We start from the raw sequence: 14013 nt of genomic DNA, 5'->3' as shown, positions 1-14013 counted from the left end.
CGCTTTTTCTGGTTATTCACTCAAATAACAAAATATCGTAATTAGTCGTACAGCTTCTCGCTGTATACGCCGTCCGCAATCAGTTTGCGGAATGCTTCTGTTACGGAAGCTTTGTCTTCCTGATACGTTACGCCGAACCACTCTGCGTCGGTCGGAAGAACTTTTACTTCTGCTTTTCCTGCGTGCAGCAGCTCGTCGATGTAGATCGGAAGGAGGTACTCGCCTTTTACATCTCCCTCTTTCTGTGCAGAAAGGAATTCAACAAAGCCTTTCTCCAGAAGATCAATGAACTCCGGCTGCAGTCCCCACATGTTCATGGAAACAAGGGAGTTTTTGTCGATCGGATCAACCGTTCCGTCTTCTTTTTCAACGCCTGCGCCCTCTGCGGTCTTTACGATGTTTTTCGTCTCGTTGACACCGGTCAGGTTTCCGTTTTCATCAACGACGCAGACACCTCTTGTAACACCGCCGTTGTCACTTAAGGTGTTTCCAAGCACGAATCCTGCCATGGAGATCGGCATAACTTCATCCACATCATGCTCCTGTACGAGGTAGTCGTGCAGTTTTACGAACGGATCTTTTCCGTAATAGTCATCAGCATTGATAACAGCAAACGGCTCTTTTACAAGACCTTTGCAGGCAAGAACGGCCTGGCCGGTTCCCCACGGTTTGGTACGGCCTTCCGGTTTTGCAAAGCCTGCCGGCAGATCATCGAGCTCCTGGAATGCATATTCCACCTCTGTGATTTTGCTGATGCGGTTGCCGATGACTTCCTTGAAATCTTTCTCCAGATCCTTGCGGATGATGAAGACTACTTTGTTGAAGCCGGCTTCCAGTGCATCGTGGATGGAATAATCCATGATGATCTCCCCGTTTGGTCCTACTGGCTCAAGCTGTTTGATTCCCTTTCCAAATCTGCTGCCGATTCCGGCTGCCATGATCACAAGTGCTGTTTTCTTCATAGCGTTTTCCCTTTCTCTTTTCCCCTTTTTTCTCTTGTTTATTCTATCAGCAATCGATCCTGTAGACCAATCGTGATTCGCAGCGTTTATTATTATGCTTCTTCCTGCATGCTGCTCAGCTTTGCGGCCTGATCGGCTGCAATCAGACTGTCGATGATTTCATCCAGATCGCCGTTCATGATGGCGTCCAGTTTGTATAAGGTCAGTTTGATTCTGTGATCCGTCACACGTCCCTGCGGGAAGTTGTACGTACGGATCTTCTCGGAGCGGTCTCCCGTTCCGACCTGGCTCTTTCGAAGCTCGGCCATCTCATCGTGCTGTTTCTGCTGCTCTAAGTCGTACAGACGGGCACGCAGAATCTTCAGTGCCTTGTCCTTATTCTTTAACTGTGATTTCTCATCCTGGCAGGAAATGACGATGCCGCTCGGGAAGTGGGTCAGACGGACTGCTGAGTCGGTCGTATTGACACACTGGCCGCCGTTTCCGGAAGCACGGAATACATCGAATTTGTAATCTTTCGGGTCGATCTGTACTTCGACGTCGTCCACCTCCGGCATGATCGCTACGGTCATGGTTGAGGTATGGATTCTTCCGCCGGACTCGGTTTCCGGCACACGCTGTACGCGGTGCGTGCCGCTCTCGTACTTCATCCGGGAGTACGCGCCTGCTCCGTTGATCAGAAGTGTTGCGTCTTTAAAGCCGCCGATTCCGTTTTCATCGGCGCTGGTCAGCTCTGTTTTCCAGCCGCGGCTCTCTGCGTATTTGATGTACATACGGCAGATTTCTGCGGTAAAGAGTGCCGCCTCGTCTCCGCCGGCACCTGCGCGGAACTCTACGATAACGTTCTTGTCATCGTTCGGGTCTTTCGGCAGAAGCAGGACTTTGAGTTCCTGCTCCAGCTCCTCTACGCGTTTTTTCGCATCGGAGAGCTCTTCTTTCAGCATTTCGCGCATCTCTTCGTCGGATTCCTCCTCGAGAAGCATCAGGCTCTCTTCAATGGTCTGTTTCTGTGTTTTATAGTCCTTATATGCGTCTGCGATCGGCTGGAGTTCTGCCTGCTCCTTCATCAGCTTCTGGAACTTCGCCGCATCGGCAGCGACGTCCGGCTCGCTTAACTGATTCAGTACCTCCTCGAGACGCATGAGGATATCATCAAGTTTATCAAACATAAAATGACTGCTCCTTTTTGCTGTTTTCGTCTGTTTATGATGTCATTATGGTGTCAAAATTAAAATTCATTTCTGTCAGGGTTTTTTGTGCCAGATACCGGTCACCACGCGGTCCAGGCCTGCCAGATCTTTCAGAACCTGTACATCGGCAAAGCCGTGGGTTTCCATCAGCTCCCGCACTTCATCTCCCTGATCATATCCAATTTCAAAACAGAGCTTTCCGCCCTCTTTTAAATAGCTTCCTGCCTGCTCTGTAATCTTCCGGTAAAAGACAAGACCGTCCGCACTGCCGTCGAGTGCCATCCGCGGCTCATGGTCGCGCACCTCCGGCATCAGCGTTTCAATCACATCCGTGCGGATATACGGCGGATTGCTTGCGATCACATCGAAGGTTCCCTCGATGTTTTCAAATAAGTTGCTCTTTACGAACGATGCCCGTCCGCCCGCCTGTGCGCCGTTCTTTTCCGCAACCTGTAAGGCTTTCTCGGAGAGATCCGCGCCGATTCCCGTGCAGTCCTCTCTCGTTACAAGAAGCGATATGAGAATGCATCCCGAACCGGTGCAGAGATCGAGAATCCGTGCATCTTTTGGAAGGCCGCGGAGCGCTTCCTCCACAAGAATCTCGGTGTCCTGCCGCGGAATCAGTACATGCTCATTCACAAAAAAAGGGATTCCGTAGAACCACGCCTCTCCGGTCAGCTGCTGCAGCGGAATGTGTTCGCCGCGCTTTCTGACCAGCGCTTCGTACTGCTCCTGCTGTTCTTTTGGCATTTCATCTTCACTGTGTACAAAGTAGGTGCTGTGGCTGATCCCGCAGACATGCTCCAGTAAAAGCCATGCGTCCTGCCGGGCTTCCTCCACCCCCTGCTTTTGTAAGTACAGAATAGCGGATTCCAGTGCAGATTTCAAGTTTTTTCTATCGTGCACACTCATCGGTCACGGCTCCTCATGTTCTTTCTTTTCGGTTTTGGCCGGGTACGTATAACCAAAGTTTTCGTTCAGGTACGCTCTCCAGTCAAACACAGCCTCCACAGCGGCGATCGCAACCTCTGCCATCTCGGCATCCGGCTCGCGCGTCGTCAGGCGCTGCAGCATCAGGCCCGGTTTACTGATCAGGTTGACCAGTTTATTGTCACTTTTTCCCGCCAGGCGGATAATTTCATACGAAACGCCCGCGATCACCGGAATGAGAAGCAGGCGGATCACAATTTTCAGCACCGGGGAATCGACCCGGATGAACATGAAAAAGATGATGCTGATGACGATGACGTACATCAGAAAGCTCGTTCCGCAGCGCTTGTGCTCCCGGGAACTCTTTAAGACGTTTTCCACGTTCAGTTCCAGACCGTGCTCAACGCAGTTGATGCATTTATGCTCGGCGCCGTGGTACATGAACACGCGCTGAATGTCTTCCATACGGGAAATGGCTGCCAGATAGCCGAGGAACAGTGCCACACGCACAAAGGCCTCTGCCACCGCGGTCAGTGTCGTTCCGGCTCCCGCTTTGTGCAGCAGTTCGGACAGGAAGTACGGCACCATCAGAAAGAGAACGACGGCGATGACAACGGAAAATGTGACGGTTCCGTACATCATCAGCCTGTCTGTCTTTTCTTTTTTCGCTTTCTGCTGCTCCTCTTCCTCTTTCGTCGCCGGCTTTTTCTTTTCCTCCTCCTCGTCCTCATAGAACGAAGCGGAGTACATAAGGGAACTCATGCCGACGATCATCGAATCGGCAAAGCTGAAGACGCCGCGCAGAATCGGAACTTTTAAGAGCTCCTTGTGCTTCGTCAGCGGCTTGTGCTGCTCTACTTTAACTTCAATCTCCCCGTCCGGCCGGCGTACTGCGACGGAATAGCGGTCCTTGTTCATCATCATGATGCCTTCCATCACGGCCTGGCCGCCAATATTGGATGATTTCATAATTTACGTTTACCTCCTCAAAGGGGATTTTCTGCATCCGTAACGCAAGAACGGGCTGAGATCTTCCAACCTCAGCCCGTTTTTCATCTTGCTTGATTCAATTCTTATTTCATGCCGTATTTCTTGTTGAACTTCTCGATACGTCCACGAGCTGCAGCAGCTTTCTGCTGGCCAGTGTAGAACGGATGGCATTTAGAACAGATCTCAACGTGGATCTCTTTCTTGGTAGAACCTGTTACGAAAGTATTTCCGCAGTTGCAGGTAACAGTTGCCTGATGGTATTCTGGATGGATTCCTTCTCTCATTTTATTCACCTCTTCTTAATATTGTTATCTTCTCAGATTTACTCTGATGATTTCGTATTTCAGGCTGACAAAATCTCATCAACCTTGCACAGCTTTCTCATTGTATCACACAATTTTGAAAATTGCAAGCCTTATACTATTTTTTGTTTCTTTAAAATTTGAATCAGTTCGCCGTTGTTTCTGGTGCGGGCAAACATATTCAGAATATTTTCCACGGCCTCCTCGGATTTCATGCCGTTTAATGCCTTCCGCATATTGTAAACGGCCTCCTGCTCATCCGGTGTCAGAAGCAGATCTTCTCTTCTTGTTCCCGATTTGGCTATGTCGATGGCCGGGAAGACGCGGCGTTCCTGCAGTTTCCGGTCGAGCACGAGTTCCATGTTTCCGGTGCCTTTGAATTCCTCGTAAACGACATCGTCCATCTTGCTTCCGGTGTCCACAAGCGCCGTTGCAAGAATCGTCAGGCTTCCGCCCTCGCGCATGTTTCTGGCCGCGCCGAAAAACCGTTTCGGCATGTAGAGTGCTGCCGGATCGAGACCGCCGGAAAGGGTACGGCCGCTCGGCGGAACGGTCAGGTTGTAAGCTCTGGCGAGACGTGTGATGCTGTCGATGAAGATCGTAACGTCTTTTTTACTCTCCACAAGACGTTTCGCGCGCTCAATAACCATCTCGGACACGCGTTTGTGGTGCTCCGGCTGCTCATCGAAGGTGGAATAGATGACTTCCACATTCGATCCCTGAATCGCTTCTTTAATGTCGGTGACCTCCTCCGGACGCTCGTCGATCAGAAGGATGATCAGATACATCTCCGGGTTGTTCCGCAGGATGGATTTTGCCGCATCCTTCAAAAGCGTCGTTTTTCCGGCTTTCGGCGGGGAGACGATCATGCCTCGCTGGCCTTTTCCGATCGGACTTACAAGATCCACGATCCGCATCGCCATGCTTCCGCCCGGGCGCTCAAGGCGCAGCCGCTCATCCGGGAAGACCGGTGTCATATCTTCGAAATTGCCGCGGCGCATGATCTGGTCGAGCGGCAGATTGTTGACGCTCTTTAAGTATAAAAGGGCGCTGAATTTTTCGGTTGCGGACTTTACTCTCGTGTTTCCGCGGATGATATCTCCCGTTTTCAGTCCGAAACGGCGGATTTGGGACGGAGAAACGTAGACATCGCTGTCGCCCGGCATATAGTTGTCGGAGCGGATAAATCCAAATCCGTCCGGCATGACCTCGAGGATGCCGCAGGCCTCCTGGCCGCTGTCGAGCGTGCTGGTTTCCTGACGCGGTTCCTGTCTCGTCTCTGGTCTTGCTTCCTGACGCAGCGGCTCCTGTCTCATTTCCTGCCCTGCTTCCTGACGCGGCTCCTGTCTTTGCTCTTCCTCACGGTTATTCTGATTATAATTCCGTGGTTCCTGAAATCTACGCTCATTGAAACGCGGCGCTCTTGGACGGTACTCCTGGCGCTCTCCGTTTTCACTGCGCTCTTCCCGGCGGACATACCGCGGTCTCTGGTACGGGCGCGCGGTGCCGTTTTCCGAGGTTTCCCGATTCTGGCGCTCCATACCGTCCTCCCGCTTTTCCTGCGGTTCCTGATTCTGATCCTGTACAGTTTCCGTCTTTTTTTCCTCTTTTAGAACCGCCGGCTCTTCCATGTTTTTCTGGTTTTCTTTCTGATCTTCTTCCAGCATCCGCTCAATCAGCGCTTCTTTCCGCAGGGTGGAAATCCCCTTCATGTTTCTGGATTTTGCCAGCGCTTTCAGCATGCTCAAAGGCAATGACTCATACTTTTCTCTTGTCATACCATTTTTCCTCTATCTATTCTCTATTTGATTTTCGGTTCTGTTTGGAGTTTTTAAGATATTTGATGCGCGAATATTTTTGCTGCAATTATTTAGAATCTGATTTTTGTCATTTTACTGCTGTGGATTTTTCTGCGGTTAGTGGGACTCGAACCCACACGCCGAAAGGCACAGGAACCTAAATCCTGCACGTCTGCCAATTCCGTCATAACCGCATATTATTTTTTCAAGAAAAGAAAAACCCCATAGAAAACCTCCATGGGCGTTTTCTATGGGTTATTTAGTGAAGCATCGGGGATTCGAACCCCGGACAACTTGATTAAAAGTCAAGTGCTCTACCGACTGAGCTAATGCTCCGTATACTTTTGCATCCAACTGGGCTAGCTGGATTCGAACCAGCGAATGCAGCAGTCAAAGTGCTGTGCCTTACCGCTTGGCGATAGCCCAATGTTTCGCCTTGCTGGCAGGGTGGATAAAGGGATTCGAACCCTTGGCCTCCAGAGCCACAATCTGGCGCGCTAACCAACTGCGCTATACCCACCATAATTACGACTTACAGTCTTTTTCACTATTTAATTTTAGTGAAGCGTGCTTGGAGGGATTCGAACCCCCGACCCACGGCTTAGAAGGCCGTTGCTCTATCCAACTGAGCTACAAGCACACAGCTTCTACAAAATTGTAGCAGCAAGCGGGTGATGGGAATCGAACCCACGTATCCAGCTTGGAAGGCTGGTGTTCTACCATTGAACTACACCCGCACGACATCGGGGTGACAGGATTCGAACCTGCGACCTCCTGGTCCCAAACCAGGCGCTCTAGCCAAGCTGAGCCACACCCCGTAAACAAGGTTTCCCGATTTGCGTTTAACCCTTTCGCGCTCGACGCAAGATTTATTATATTACATTGTTTTCGGTTTGTCAACACTTTTTTTCATTTTTTTCAAAATGTTTTTTGTGTTGTTTTGTTCTCACCGGACAACAAAGAGATCTTATCATATCTTTTCTCATCTGTCAACACCTAAATTGTATTTTTTTGACAAACTTTTTAAGAATTAGTCAGAACCTGCTCCGGTACTACCCTGTTTTCTTTGGAATAGTCATGTTAGTTGCGATAATTCATTCGATTTCGGGCTGTTTTCCGCCCTTTTTCGACCCGTTTTTTAATCCAGATACTTGATTTCCACCGAAAGCTCATGCTCTTCATTGATCGTCAGCATGGCATAGCTTGGTTTTCTTCCCATCTGACGCGGATACGTGAGGCTGCCCGGATTGACAATCCAGAGATTTCCACGCTTTTCTGCGACCGGCCGGTGCGTATGGCCGAACAGTACGATATCCACACCCCTGGAAAGCGCCTCCGCATAGATTCCCTCCAGGCCGAGCGATACGCCGTAGTTATGACCGTGTGTGATAAAGGCACGGTAATCATCAATGTTCACCTGAATCTCCGCCGGGAGGTTTGAAAACCAGTCATTATTTCCCATGACCATATAGCACGGGCCGTTTACCTTGGATTTGATCAGGTCATCCATCCCTTCCACGTCACCGCAGTGGATCATGCCGTCGAACTCCTCACGTTCCATGGCCTCCTCAAGGTTATACATCCGTCCATGGGTATCGCTCACTATCAGAAATTTCATACTCATTCTCTTCCCTCTTCTTATTTCAAATATGATGCAATCTGTTCTTTCATCGCCGCCAGTGCTTTTCCTCTGTGGCTGACTGCGTTTTTCTCTTCCGGAGAAAGTTCTGCGGTCGTGCGGCTCATATCCGGCAGATAGAAAATCGGGTCATAGCCAAAACCGTTCTCCCCGCGTTCCTCGTAACCGATTTTTCCCTCGATCGTTCCTTTGGTGGTACAGACTGTTCCATCCGGGAAGGCGGCTGCAATCACACAGACGAATCGTGCCGTTCTTTTTTCCACCGGCACGCCCTCCAGGCGGTCAACGAGGCTCTGATTTTTGATGCGGTAGGACGTATCCTCTCCCATATATCTTGCCGAATAGACACCAGGCTCGCCGTTTAAGGCATCCACTTCCAGACCGGAGTCATCCGCCAGCACGATCGTGTCGCCGTCTGTGCATCCGGCAACGGTCTGTGCTTTGATTTTTGCATTCTCCTCAAAGGTTTTGCCGTTCTCATCGATCTCGACCGAAATGCCGGCTTCTTTCATCGAATAAATTTCCACCGGCAGATCCGCAAGGATTTCACGGATTTCTTTCATTTTGCCGGCATTTCCTGTTGCAAATACAATTTTTTTCATAACCGTTTTCCTTCTTTCACGCTGAAATAACTTGCGATCATTATACCGTATGTGTGACGCAAACACAAGAACCCTGTCACAAAAAAAGACCCCCGTTTTATCCGGGAGCCTTTTTTTGTAATCACACATTATTTTGCTTTTTTCTGATTTGCCAGAGTCTTGAATCCATCGAAAGCCAGGATCAGCGCCAGGATGACAAGCAGGCCTGCCAGCACGATACGTGCTACGCACCAGCCGATGCCAACGCCTGCGCCAAGGCCCTTGAAGTTTGCGATCAGGGTCTGTACAAGGGATGTGATGGTTACGATCAGCATGAATACCATCGGGAACAGGAACATTTTGTTGTTTTTGCCGACTTTTCCGAGCCAGGTGGCAACAGCAAGAAGTCCGATGGCTGCCAGCAGCTGGTTGGATGCACCGAACAGCGGCCAGATTTTGGAATAACCGGTCAGGCCAAGGCCGATGCCGAGTACTACGGTGATAACGGTTGATACAACCGGATTGGTCAGAACGGCTTTGTAGCCGGTTGCCTCTTTGTAAGTCTGTCCCGGCTCAAGCCAGAACTCCTGGAACATGTATCTTGCCAGACGGGTTGCGGTATCCAGAGAAGTCAGGCAGAATACCGATACAGTCAGAACCAGCAGAGAGTACAGTACATGGGTCGATCCGCCAAGTCCCGGAATGGTTGCTACCATCTCGGAGATACCGGTTGCAAATACAGCGGTCGGAACAACGGTGGTTCCGTCTGCGTATCTGGACCAGATGTAGCCGACTGCACACAGAGATACGATTGCAAGTGCACACTCAATCAGCATACCGCCGTATGCGATCGGGCGGGCATTTTTCTCATTGTCAAGCTGTTTCGATGTAGTTCCTGAACCAACGAGTGAATGGAATCCGGAAATTGCTCCGCAGGCGATGGTTACGAACAGGGCCGGGAACATAAATCCAAGAGAACTTCCGGTCGGAGCCAGCGTATCTTTGAATCCGGTGAATGCCGGGATATCCAGGGATGCATGGCCCATCAGAGCACTTCCGATGACACCGGCAGCGGCTACGATCATCATGAAGTACAGAAGGAAGGAGCTTAAGTAGTCACGCGGCTGAAGCAGAATCCAGACCGGTGCAACAGAAGCTACGGTGATATAGATACCAACGATTACCATCCATGCTGTCTCGGAGAGATAGATCGGATGGAAGTTTAATCCAACAACAACGCAGACAACAATAGCTGCAACGCCTGCGATGGTGGAAACGCCAAGAGATACATTTCTTCTGTATACCATGAAACCGAACACAACGGCGAGTACGATGAACAGAATGGAAATCATAGCGGTTGTTGCATTTGCAGAACTTGCTGCCACATCGACAGCGCCGCTCTCGGTATAGGCTGCCTTGAAGGTATTGGCAACGATGGAACCGAAGGCTGCAACAACAAGAATCAGGGTCAGGTAAGCGAAGACGATAAAGAGTTTTTTCGCTTTACTTCCCATGGTGTCTGCGATAACCTCGCCGATGGACTGTCCTTTGTGGCGCAGGGATGCAAACAGTGCGCCGTAATCATGAACGCCTCCAAAAAAGATACCGCCGATGAGTACCCATAAAAGAACCGGAACCCATCCAAAGACAGCGGCCTGAATCGGTCCGTTGATCGGGCCTGCGCCTGCGATGGATGAGAAGTGATGTCCCATTAAGACAGGAGCTTTGGCAGGAACGTAGTCCACACCGTCCTCCTCGGTGAATGCAGGGGTTTTCCGTTTCGGATCAACGCCCCACTGCCCGGCAAGCCATTTTCCGTAGAATACGTATCCGGCGATCAGAATGCCGATTCCGACAACCAGTACAAGAATACTATTCATTTGTTTTTTCCTCCCTCTTTTTGGTAGAATAAATTTATAGATAACTAAGATCGGAACATCTTAGCATACCCCTTTACCAATTCCCAAGCCGCCCGGTTTCCAAACACTTTCTGTTCTGCCGTATCAAAGACGAGCAGCCGCACCTGACAGTAGCCTCTCAAAGAAAACCGGTAATTTTTATAATACTTATATTTTCGGATTTTCTTCTTTACGCTGTCCGCAACCGGTTTGTCCGCAAAAAAAATACCGGTGACCAGCGTGTACATGTGGTCGGTATCCGGTACTTCCTTCCCCTCGCGAACCACCTTTGGCTCTATCCATTCTGTCAGGTCCGTCAGAAATGTTTCGACGTCCTGGTCGTTCAGTTCTTCCACCGCTTTAAAATACGCATGCTCATGACAGCTGATCCTCCACAGCTCTGCTTTCTTTGAGAGCACGTATTTTGCGCCGCTCTCGTGGTAGCTTGCACAGGCATCGTATGTATGGCCGTTTACTTCGGACGGCTTTACGATATCGTAGCTCCTCTCGTAGGAATGCAGCAGCCTGTCTCTGATCTCCTGTCCGTTCATGGTTTCCTCCGCTTGATGAAAAAATTTCGCATGAGGACAGTTTAGCACAGTAGTGCAGTGATTTCAAGAAAATATTAAACTTTTCTAAAATTCTTCTTTTAATTTTTGTTATCAAAAAGGAGCAACGCCAAAAATCATTCGGCATTGCTCCTCCATTTGTATTATTTCTGTTCTTTTTCCCGGCGCGGCGGCTTCGGTCCCGCGTACTGGTAAAAGTAGGTTTTCAGCATTCCATTGTAAATTTTACGGTTTTTATCCGCCTTTTTGCCGAGATACCGCTCGGCATCCTCGTAGCTCGTGATCAGATACATCGACCAGGAATCGAGAGCGCGGTACCGCTCTCCTAATGTCTGATACAGGGCCGGAAGATCTTTTTTGTCCTCCAGGCGCTCACCGTACGGCGGGTTGGTAATCAGAAAACCGTATTTTTTCGGGTGCGACAGCTCGGCAACCGGACGCTGCTGGAAATGGATCAGGTGATCCACACCGGCCAGCTTTGCGTTCTCTCTGGCACTCTTGATGACATCTCCGTCGATATCAAAGCCCTGAATATCTGTCTCAATATCGTTCCGGATCCGGTAGCGTGCATCCTCCGCCGCATCCATCCAGCATTTTTTCGGCACGAGGTGCGTCCACTGCTCCGCAAGGAAAGAACGGTTGAGACCCGGTGCAATATCGGCCGCCATCATGGCCGCCTCGATCGGGAACGTACCGCTTCCGCAGAACGGATCGACAAGAATCCGGTCACCCTTCCACGGAGTCAGCATGATAAGTGCTGCGGCAAGGGTCTCGGTGATCGGCGCTTTCGCGGTCAGCTTGCGGTAGCCTCTCTTATGAAGGGAAACGCCGGAGGTATCGAGTCCGATCGTAACCTCGTCTTTTAAAATCGAAACACGGATCGGGTACTGTGCACCGTCCTCCGGGAACCACTCCATGTGGTAGACCTGTTTCAATCGCTCGACAATCGCTTTTTTCATGATCGACTGGATATCGGACGGGCTGAAGAGCTTACTCTTGATGGAGTTTGCCTTCGTTACCCAGAACTTTCCGTTTTTCGGGATAAATTTCTCCCACTGGAGCGCTTTTGTCGCTTCAAAGAGTTCATCGTACGTCTCGGCGTGGACCTGTCCTACTTTGAGCAGGATACGCTCTGTCGTGCGAAGGAACAGGTTGGCGTAGGCGATTCCCTCTGCATCTGCAAGAAACGTTACTTTTCCATCCTCCACGCGCTCGATTTCGTAGCCGAGGTCGAGAATTTCACGTTTCATCACCGCCTCCAGGCCGAAGTGGCACGGGGCGATCAATTCATATAATTCCATACTCTCCCGTCCCCTCTTATAATGTGAGCTGTTTTACGACGGTGCCGTCAAAGCCTTTGATCGTAAATACGCCGTCCTCGAGGATTGCATAGGTCGGGATATTGCCCTCTTTCGGCAGAGATACAGAACCCGGGTTCAGAAAGGTGTGTGCGCCTTTTTTCTCGGCACGCAGGACGTGGGTATGGCCGTACAGGAAGATATCTCCATCCATCAGCGGCGGCAGATTCTGCTCATTGTAGATGTGGCCATGGCTCATATAGAAGGTATGGCCTCCCTCGATCAGGATGCCGTAATCTGCCAGCACCGGGAACTCCAGTACCATCTGATCTACTTCTGCGTCGCAGTTTCCGCGCACGTTGGTGAGGTACTGTTTTTTCTCATTCAGCATGGCGATGACCTGTTTCGGTGCGTATTCTTTTGGAAGATCGTTTCTCGGGCCGTGATAGAGAAGGTCGCCTAACAGAAACAGGCGGCTTGCGCCCTCTGCCTCGAAGGCTTCCAGCATTTTTCTGCAGTAATAGGCAGAACCGTGAATATCAGATGCAAACATGTATTTCATATCGTGATCTCTCTTTCGTTTTGTGGTTTGGTTTTGTATTGTTTTCTGTTTCATCTTACCGTATCTTTTCCCGCTTGACAAGAAGAAATGTTGGATTGCCGCCCCCTTACAGTTCTTCTCCCGCCACCAGATATCGTCCGCGGTATGCATGCATTCCGCCGATGACCGTTTTGACCTCGTATCCGTTCTCCGCCAGCCGCTTTCCCTCCGCCATGCTCGCGGCACCCCGCTCACAGCAGATCACAAGAATTTTGTCCCGCGGCAGACAGACCCGTTCGAGCAGATGGTCATAGGGAAGATTCACCGCTCCTTTCACATGCCCTTTTTCGTATTCCCGCCGGTTCCGCACATCGATGATCATCGCCCACGGTTTTCCCACGTACCAGTCCAGCTGGTCTGCCGCCAGCAGTGTCATGCCTGCCATATCCTGGTCCCCCTCTCCGGATCTGACTTTCTCTCCTGTTTTATATGTATGCAGAAACCGGCGGCAGAGTCCGTATGGGACCCTCCGCCGGCTTTTTCTGCTGGAATCCCAAGGTTTACTTAGTATTTTTCATACTCATCCTTCTCGTCCTGCTCCCGGTTCTGCTGACCGTAGGATGACATCTCACGGTCTTTCACATGATTGCAGTCTCTGCTGTTCTTCTTGTTTTTGCTGTATTCGCTTTTCTCGTATCCGTTTTTGCTGTACTCGTTTTTGCTGTATTCATTTTTGCTGTATTCATTTTTGCTGTTTCTGGTCATAATCTTGTTTCCTCCTGAATGTTTTTTTGTCCTGCGACATCCTTTAGTATCGCTTTTTCCGCGCAGATTATGCATCCAGAACCCTGTTTTTCCACGGTATCTGTTCCAAAGTGGGGAATGCAAGCCCAAAAATACAGTGTTTTTCCTGCTTTCGGACCACTGCTTTCCAAATTGTGGTAATTTTTTCCAACTTTTGAATTTCGATGTTGCTTTTTCCCGTTATCTGTATTATAATCAATTTTGTAAAAGAATTTACCCTTCATAAATTTTTTTACAATTAATAACCCCTTATTAATTATTTATACTCCCCTTGAAAGATCGGTAGCTCCCCTGCCGGTCTTTCTTTTTGCAATTATTCAGAGCCATGCAAAATTTCAAGAAGAACTGTGAGTCATGCTCGCATGAACGAACAGTTCTTCTTGAAATTTTATATGGCGAGAAGCCACATCGAGATGCAGCGCAGCGGAATCGAGATGTGGCTCTGAATAATTGCAAAAAGGAGGAAAGTCTGCATCAGCAGACTTTCCTCCTTTTTCCCGTTCTGTATAT

The 14013-nt window shown here is 49.8% G+C and carries 14 protein-coding genes and 7 tRNA genes; all 21 read right to left on the bottom strand.

From position 1 onward, the window contains the following. Nucleotides 1-41: 41 nt before the first annotated feature. The 21 genes from PGS38_RS08960 to PGS38_RS08860 all read right to left on the bottom strand — a co-directional run bounded on the left by PGS38_RS08960 (nt 42) and on the right by PGS38_RS08860 (nt 13464). Entirely contained in the window at nt 42-962 is a 921-nt protein-coding gene (locus PGS38_RS08960) for a nucleotidyltransferase family protein (protein ID WP_055219722.1), read from the bottom strand. 92 nt (nt 963-1054) lie between these two features. Next, entirely contained in the window at nt 1055-2131 is a 1077-nt protein-coding gene (gene prfA, locus PGS38_RS08955) for a peptide chain release factor 1 (RefSeq protein WP_022462136.1), read from the bottom strand. 75 nt (nt 2132-2206) lie between these two features. Beyond that, complete coding sequence (gene prmC, locus PGS38_RS08950) at nt 2207-3064, bottom strand: peptide chain release factor N(5)-glutamine methyltransferase (RefSeq protein WP_022462137.1); 858 nt, start codon at nt 3062-3064, stop codon at nt 2207-2209. A gap of 3 nt (nt 3065-3067) precedes the next feature. Further along, nucleotides 3068-4051, bottom strand: a complete 984-nt coding sequence (locus PGS38_RS08945) for a DUF1385 domain-containing protein (protein ID WP_238061340.1) — start codon at nt 4049-4051, stop codon at nt 3068-3070. A 104-nt stretch (nt 4052-4155) separates the two neighbouring features. Next, on the bottom strand, nt 4156-4356 hold the full coding sequence (gene rpmE, locus PGS38_RS08940) for a 50S ribosomal protein L31 (RefSeq protein ID WP_022462139.1): 201 nt from the start codon (nt 4354-4356) through the stop codon (nt 4156-4158). Between the two features lie 131 nt (nt 4357-4487). Beyond that, nucleotides 4488-6152, bottom strand: coding sequence for a transcription termination factor Rho (gene rho, locus PGS38_RS08935; RefSeq protein ID WP_055227023.1), 1665 nt, complete (start codon nt 6150-6152; stop codon nt 4488-4490). Nucleotides 6153-6285: 133 nt separating this feature from the next. Then, nucleotides 6286-6367: transfer RNA gene (locus tag PGS38_RS08930), tRNA-Leu, on the bottom strand. A gap of 69 nt (nt 6368-6436) precedes the next feature. Continuing rightward, a tRNA-Lys gene (locus tag PGS38_RS08925) sits at nt 6437-6509 on the bottom strand. 18 nt (nt 6510-6527) lie between these two features. After that, nucleotides 6528-6599, bottom strand: a tRNA-Gln gene (locus PGS38_RS08920). Between the two features lie 20 nt (nt 6600-6619). Beyond that, nucleotides 6620-6693: transfer RNA gene (locus tag PGS38_RS08915), tRNA-His, on the bottom strand. Between the two features lie 46 nt (nt 6694-6739). Next, nucleotides 6740-6813: transfer RNA gene (locus PGS38_RS08910), tRNA-Arg, on the bottom strand. A gap of 26 nt (nt 6814-6839) precedes the next feature. Further along, nucleotides 6840-6910 (bottom strand) — tRNA-Gly (locus PGS38_RS08905). 6 nt (nt 6911-6916) lie between these two features. Beyond that, nucleotides 6917-6991 (bottom strand) — tRNA-Pro (locus tag PGS38_RS08900). A gap of 320 nt (nt 6992-7311) precedes the next feature. Further along, complete coding sequence (locus tag PGS38_RS08895; RefSeq protein ID WP_055265863.1) at nt 7312-7791, bottom strand: metallophosphoesterase family protein; 480 nt, start codon at nt 7789-7791, stop codon at nt 7312-7314. Nucleotides 7792-7811: 20 nt separating this feature from the next. Then, nucleotides 7812-8414 (bottom strand): XTP/dITP diphosphatase, encoded by a 603-nt coding sequence (locus PGS38_RS08890; RefSeq protein WP_022462628.1) that lies wholly within the window; start codon nt 8412-8414, stop codon nt 7812-7814. A gap of 128 nt (nt 8415-8542) precedes the next feature. Then, nucleotides 8543-10273 (bottom strand): carbon starvation CstA family protein, encoded by a 1731-nt coding sequence (locus PGS38_RS08885; RefSeq protein WP_118594602.1) that lies wholly within the window; start codon nt 10271-10273, stop codon nt 8543-8545. A gap of 44 nt (nt 10274-10317) precedes the next feature. Then, nucleotides 10318-10842 carry a DUF8052 family protein gene (locus PGS38_RS08880; RefSeq protein WP_055219714.1) on the bottom strand — a complete coding sequence of 175 codons (525 nt, stop codon included), beginning with the start codon at nt 10840-10842 and terminating at the stop codon, nt 10318-10320. Between the two features lie 161 nt (nt 10843-11003). Next, nucleotides 11004-12161 carry a THUMP domain-containing class I SAM-dependent RNA methyltransferase gene (locus PGS38_RS08875; RefSeq protein WP_118594601.1) on the bottom strand — a complete coding sequence of 386 codons (1158 nt, stop codon included), beginning with the start codon at nt 12159-12161 and terminating at the stop codon, nt 11004-11006. Nucleotides 12162-12177: 16 nt separating this feature from the next. Further along, complete coding sequence (yfcE, locus tag PGS38_RS08870) at nt 12178-12720, bottom strand: phosphodiesterase (RefSeq protein WP_022462632.1); 543 nt, start codon at nt 12718-12720, stop codon at nt 12178-12180. A 106-nt stretch (nt 12721-12826) separates the two neighbouring features. Next, nucleotides 12827-13144 (bottom strand): rhodanese-like domain-containing protein, encoded by a 318-nt coding sequence (locus tag PGS38_RS08865; protein ID WP_022462633.1) that lies wholly within the window; start codon nt 13142-13144, stop codon nt 12827-12829. Between the two features lie 119 nt (nt 13145-13263). After that, nucleotides 13264-13464, bottom strand: coding sequence for a hypothetical protein (locus PGS38_RS08860; RefSeq protein WP_118594600.1), 201 nt, complete (start codon nt 13462-13464; stop codon nt 13264-13266). Between the last annotated feature and the right edge of the window lie 549 nt (nt 13465-14013).

Origin of the sequence: Fusicatenibacter saccharivorans, from assembly GCF_027667425.1 — a bacterium.
In the GTDB taxonomy this organism is placed as follows: Bacteria; Bacillota; Clostridia; order Lachnospirales; family Lachnospiraceae; genus Fusicatenibacter; species Fusicatenibacter saccharivorans.
The sequence above is the reverse complement of the archived record's forward strand: the minus strand, read 5'-3'. Positions and strand labels throughout refer to the sequence as shown.

Excerpts from the sequence above, each read along its gene's own strand:
- PGS38_RS08895 (WP_055265863.1), bottom strand. The coding sequence starts at position 7,791 with ATGAAATTTCTGATAGTGAGCGATACCCATGGACGGATGTATAACCTT.
- yfcE (WP_022462632.1), bottom strand. The coding sequence starts at position 12,720 with ATGAAATACATGTTTGCATCTGATATTCACGGTTCTGCCTATTACTGC.
- rpmE (WP_022462139.1), bottom strand. The coding sequence starts at position 4,356 with ATGAGAGAAGGAATCCATCCAGAATACCATCAGGCAACTGTTACCTGC.
- PGS38_RS08865 (WP_022462633.1), bottom strand. The coding sequence starts at position 13,144 with ATGGCAGGCATGACACTGCTGGCGGCAGACCAGCTGGACTGGTACGTG.
- prmC (WP_022462137.1), bottom strand. The coding sequence starts at position 3,064 with ATGAGTGTGCACGATAGAAAAAACTTGAAATCTGCACTGGAATCCGCT.
- rho (WP_055227023.1), bottom strand. The coding sequence starts at position 6,152 with ATGACAAGAGAAAAGTATGAGTCATTGCCTTTGAGCATGCTGAAAGCG.
- PGS38_RS08875 (WP_118594601.1), bottom strand. The coding sequence starts at position 12,161 with ATGGAATTATATGAATTGATCGCCCCGTGCCACTTCGGCCTGGAGGCG.
- PGS38_RS08890 (WP_022462628.1), bottom strand. The coding sequence starts at position 8,414 with ATGAAAAAAATTGTATTTGCAACAGGAAATGCCGGCAAAATGAAAGAA.
- PGS38_RS08960 (WP_055219722.1), bottom strand. The coding sequence starts at position 962 with ATGAAGAAAACAGCACTTGTGATCATGGCAGCCGGAATCGGCAGCAGA.
- prfA (WP_022462136.1), bottom strand. The coding sequence starts at position 2,131 with ATGTTTGATAAACTTGATGATATCCTCATGCGTCTCGAGGAGGTACTG.
- PGS38_RS08945 (WP_238061340.1), bottom strand. The coding sequence starts at position 4,051 with ATGAAATCATCCAATATTGGCGGCCAGGCCGTGATGGAAGGCATCATG.
- PGS38_RS08860 (WP_118594600.1), bottom strand. The coding sequence starts at position 13,464 with ATGACCAGAAACAGCAAAAATGAATACAGCAAAAATGAATACAGCAAA.
- PGS38_RS08885 (WP_118594602.1), bottom strand. The coding sequence starts at position 10,273 with ATGAATAGTATTCTTGTACTGGTTGTCGGAATCGGCATTCTGATCGCC.
- PGS38_RS08880 (WP_055219714.1), bottom strand. The coding sequence starts at position 10,842 with ATGAACGGACAGGAGATCAGAGACAGGCTGCTGCATTCCTACGAGAGG.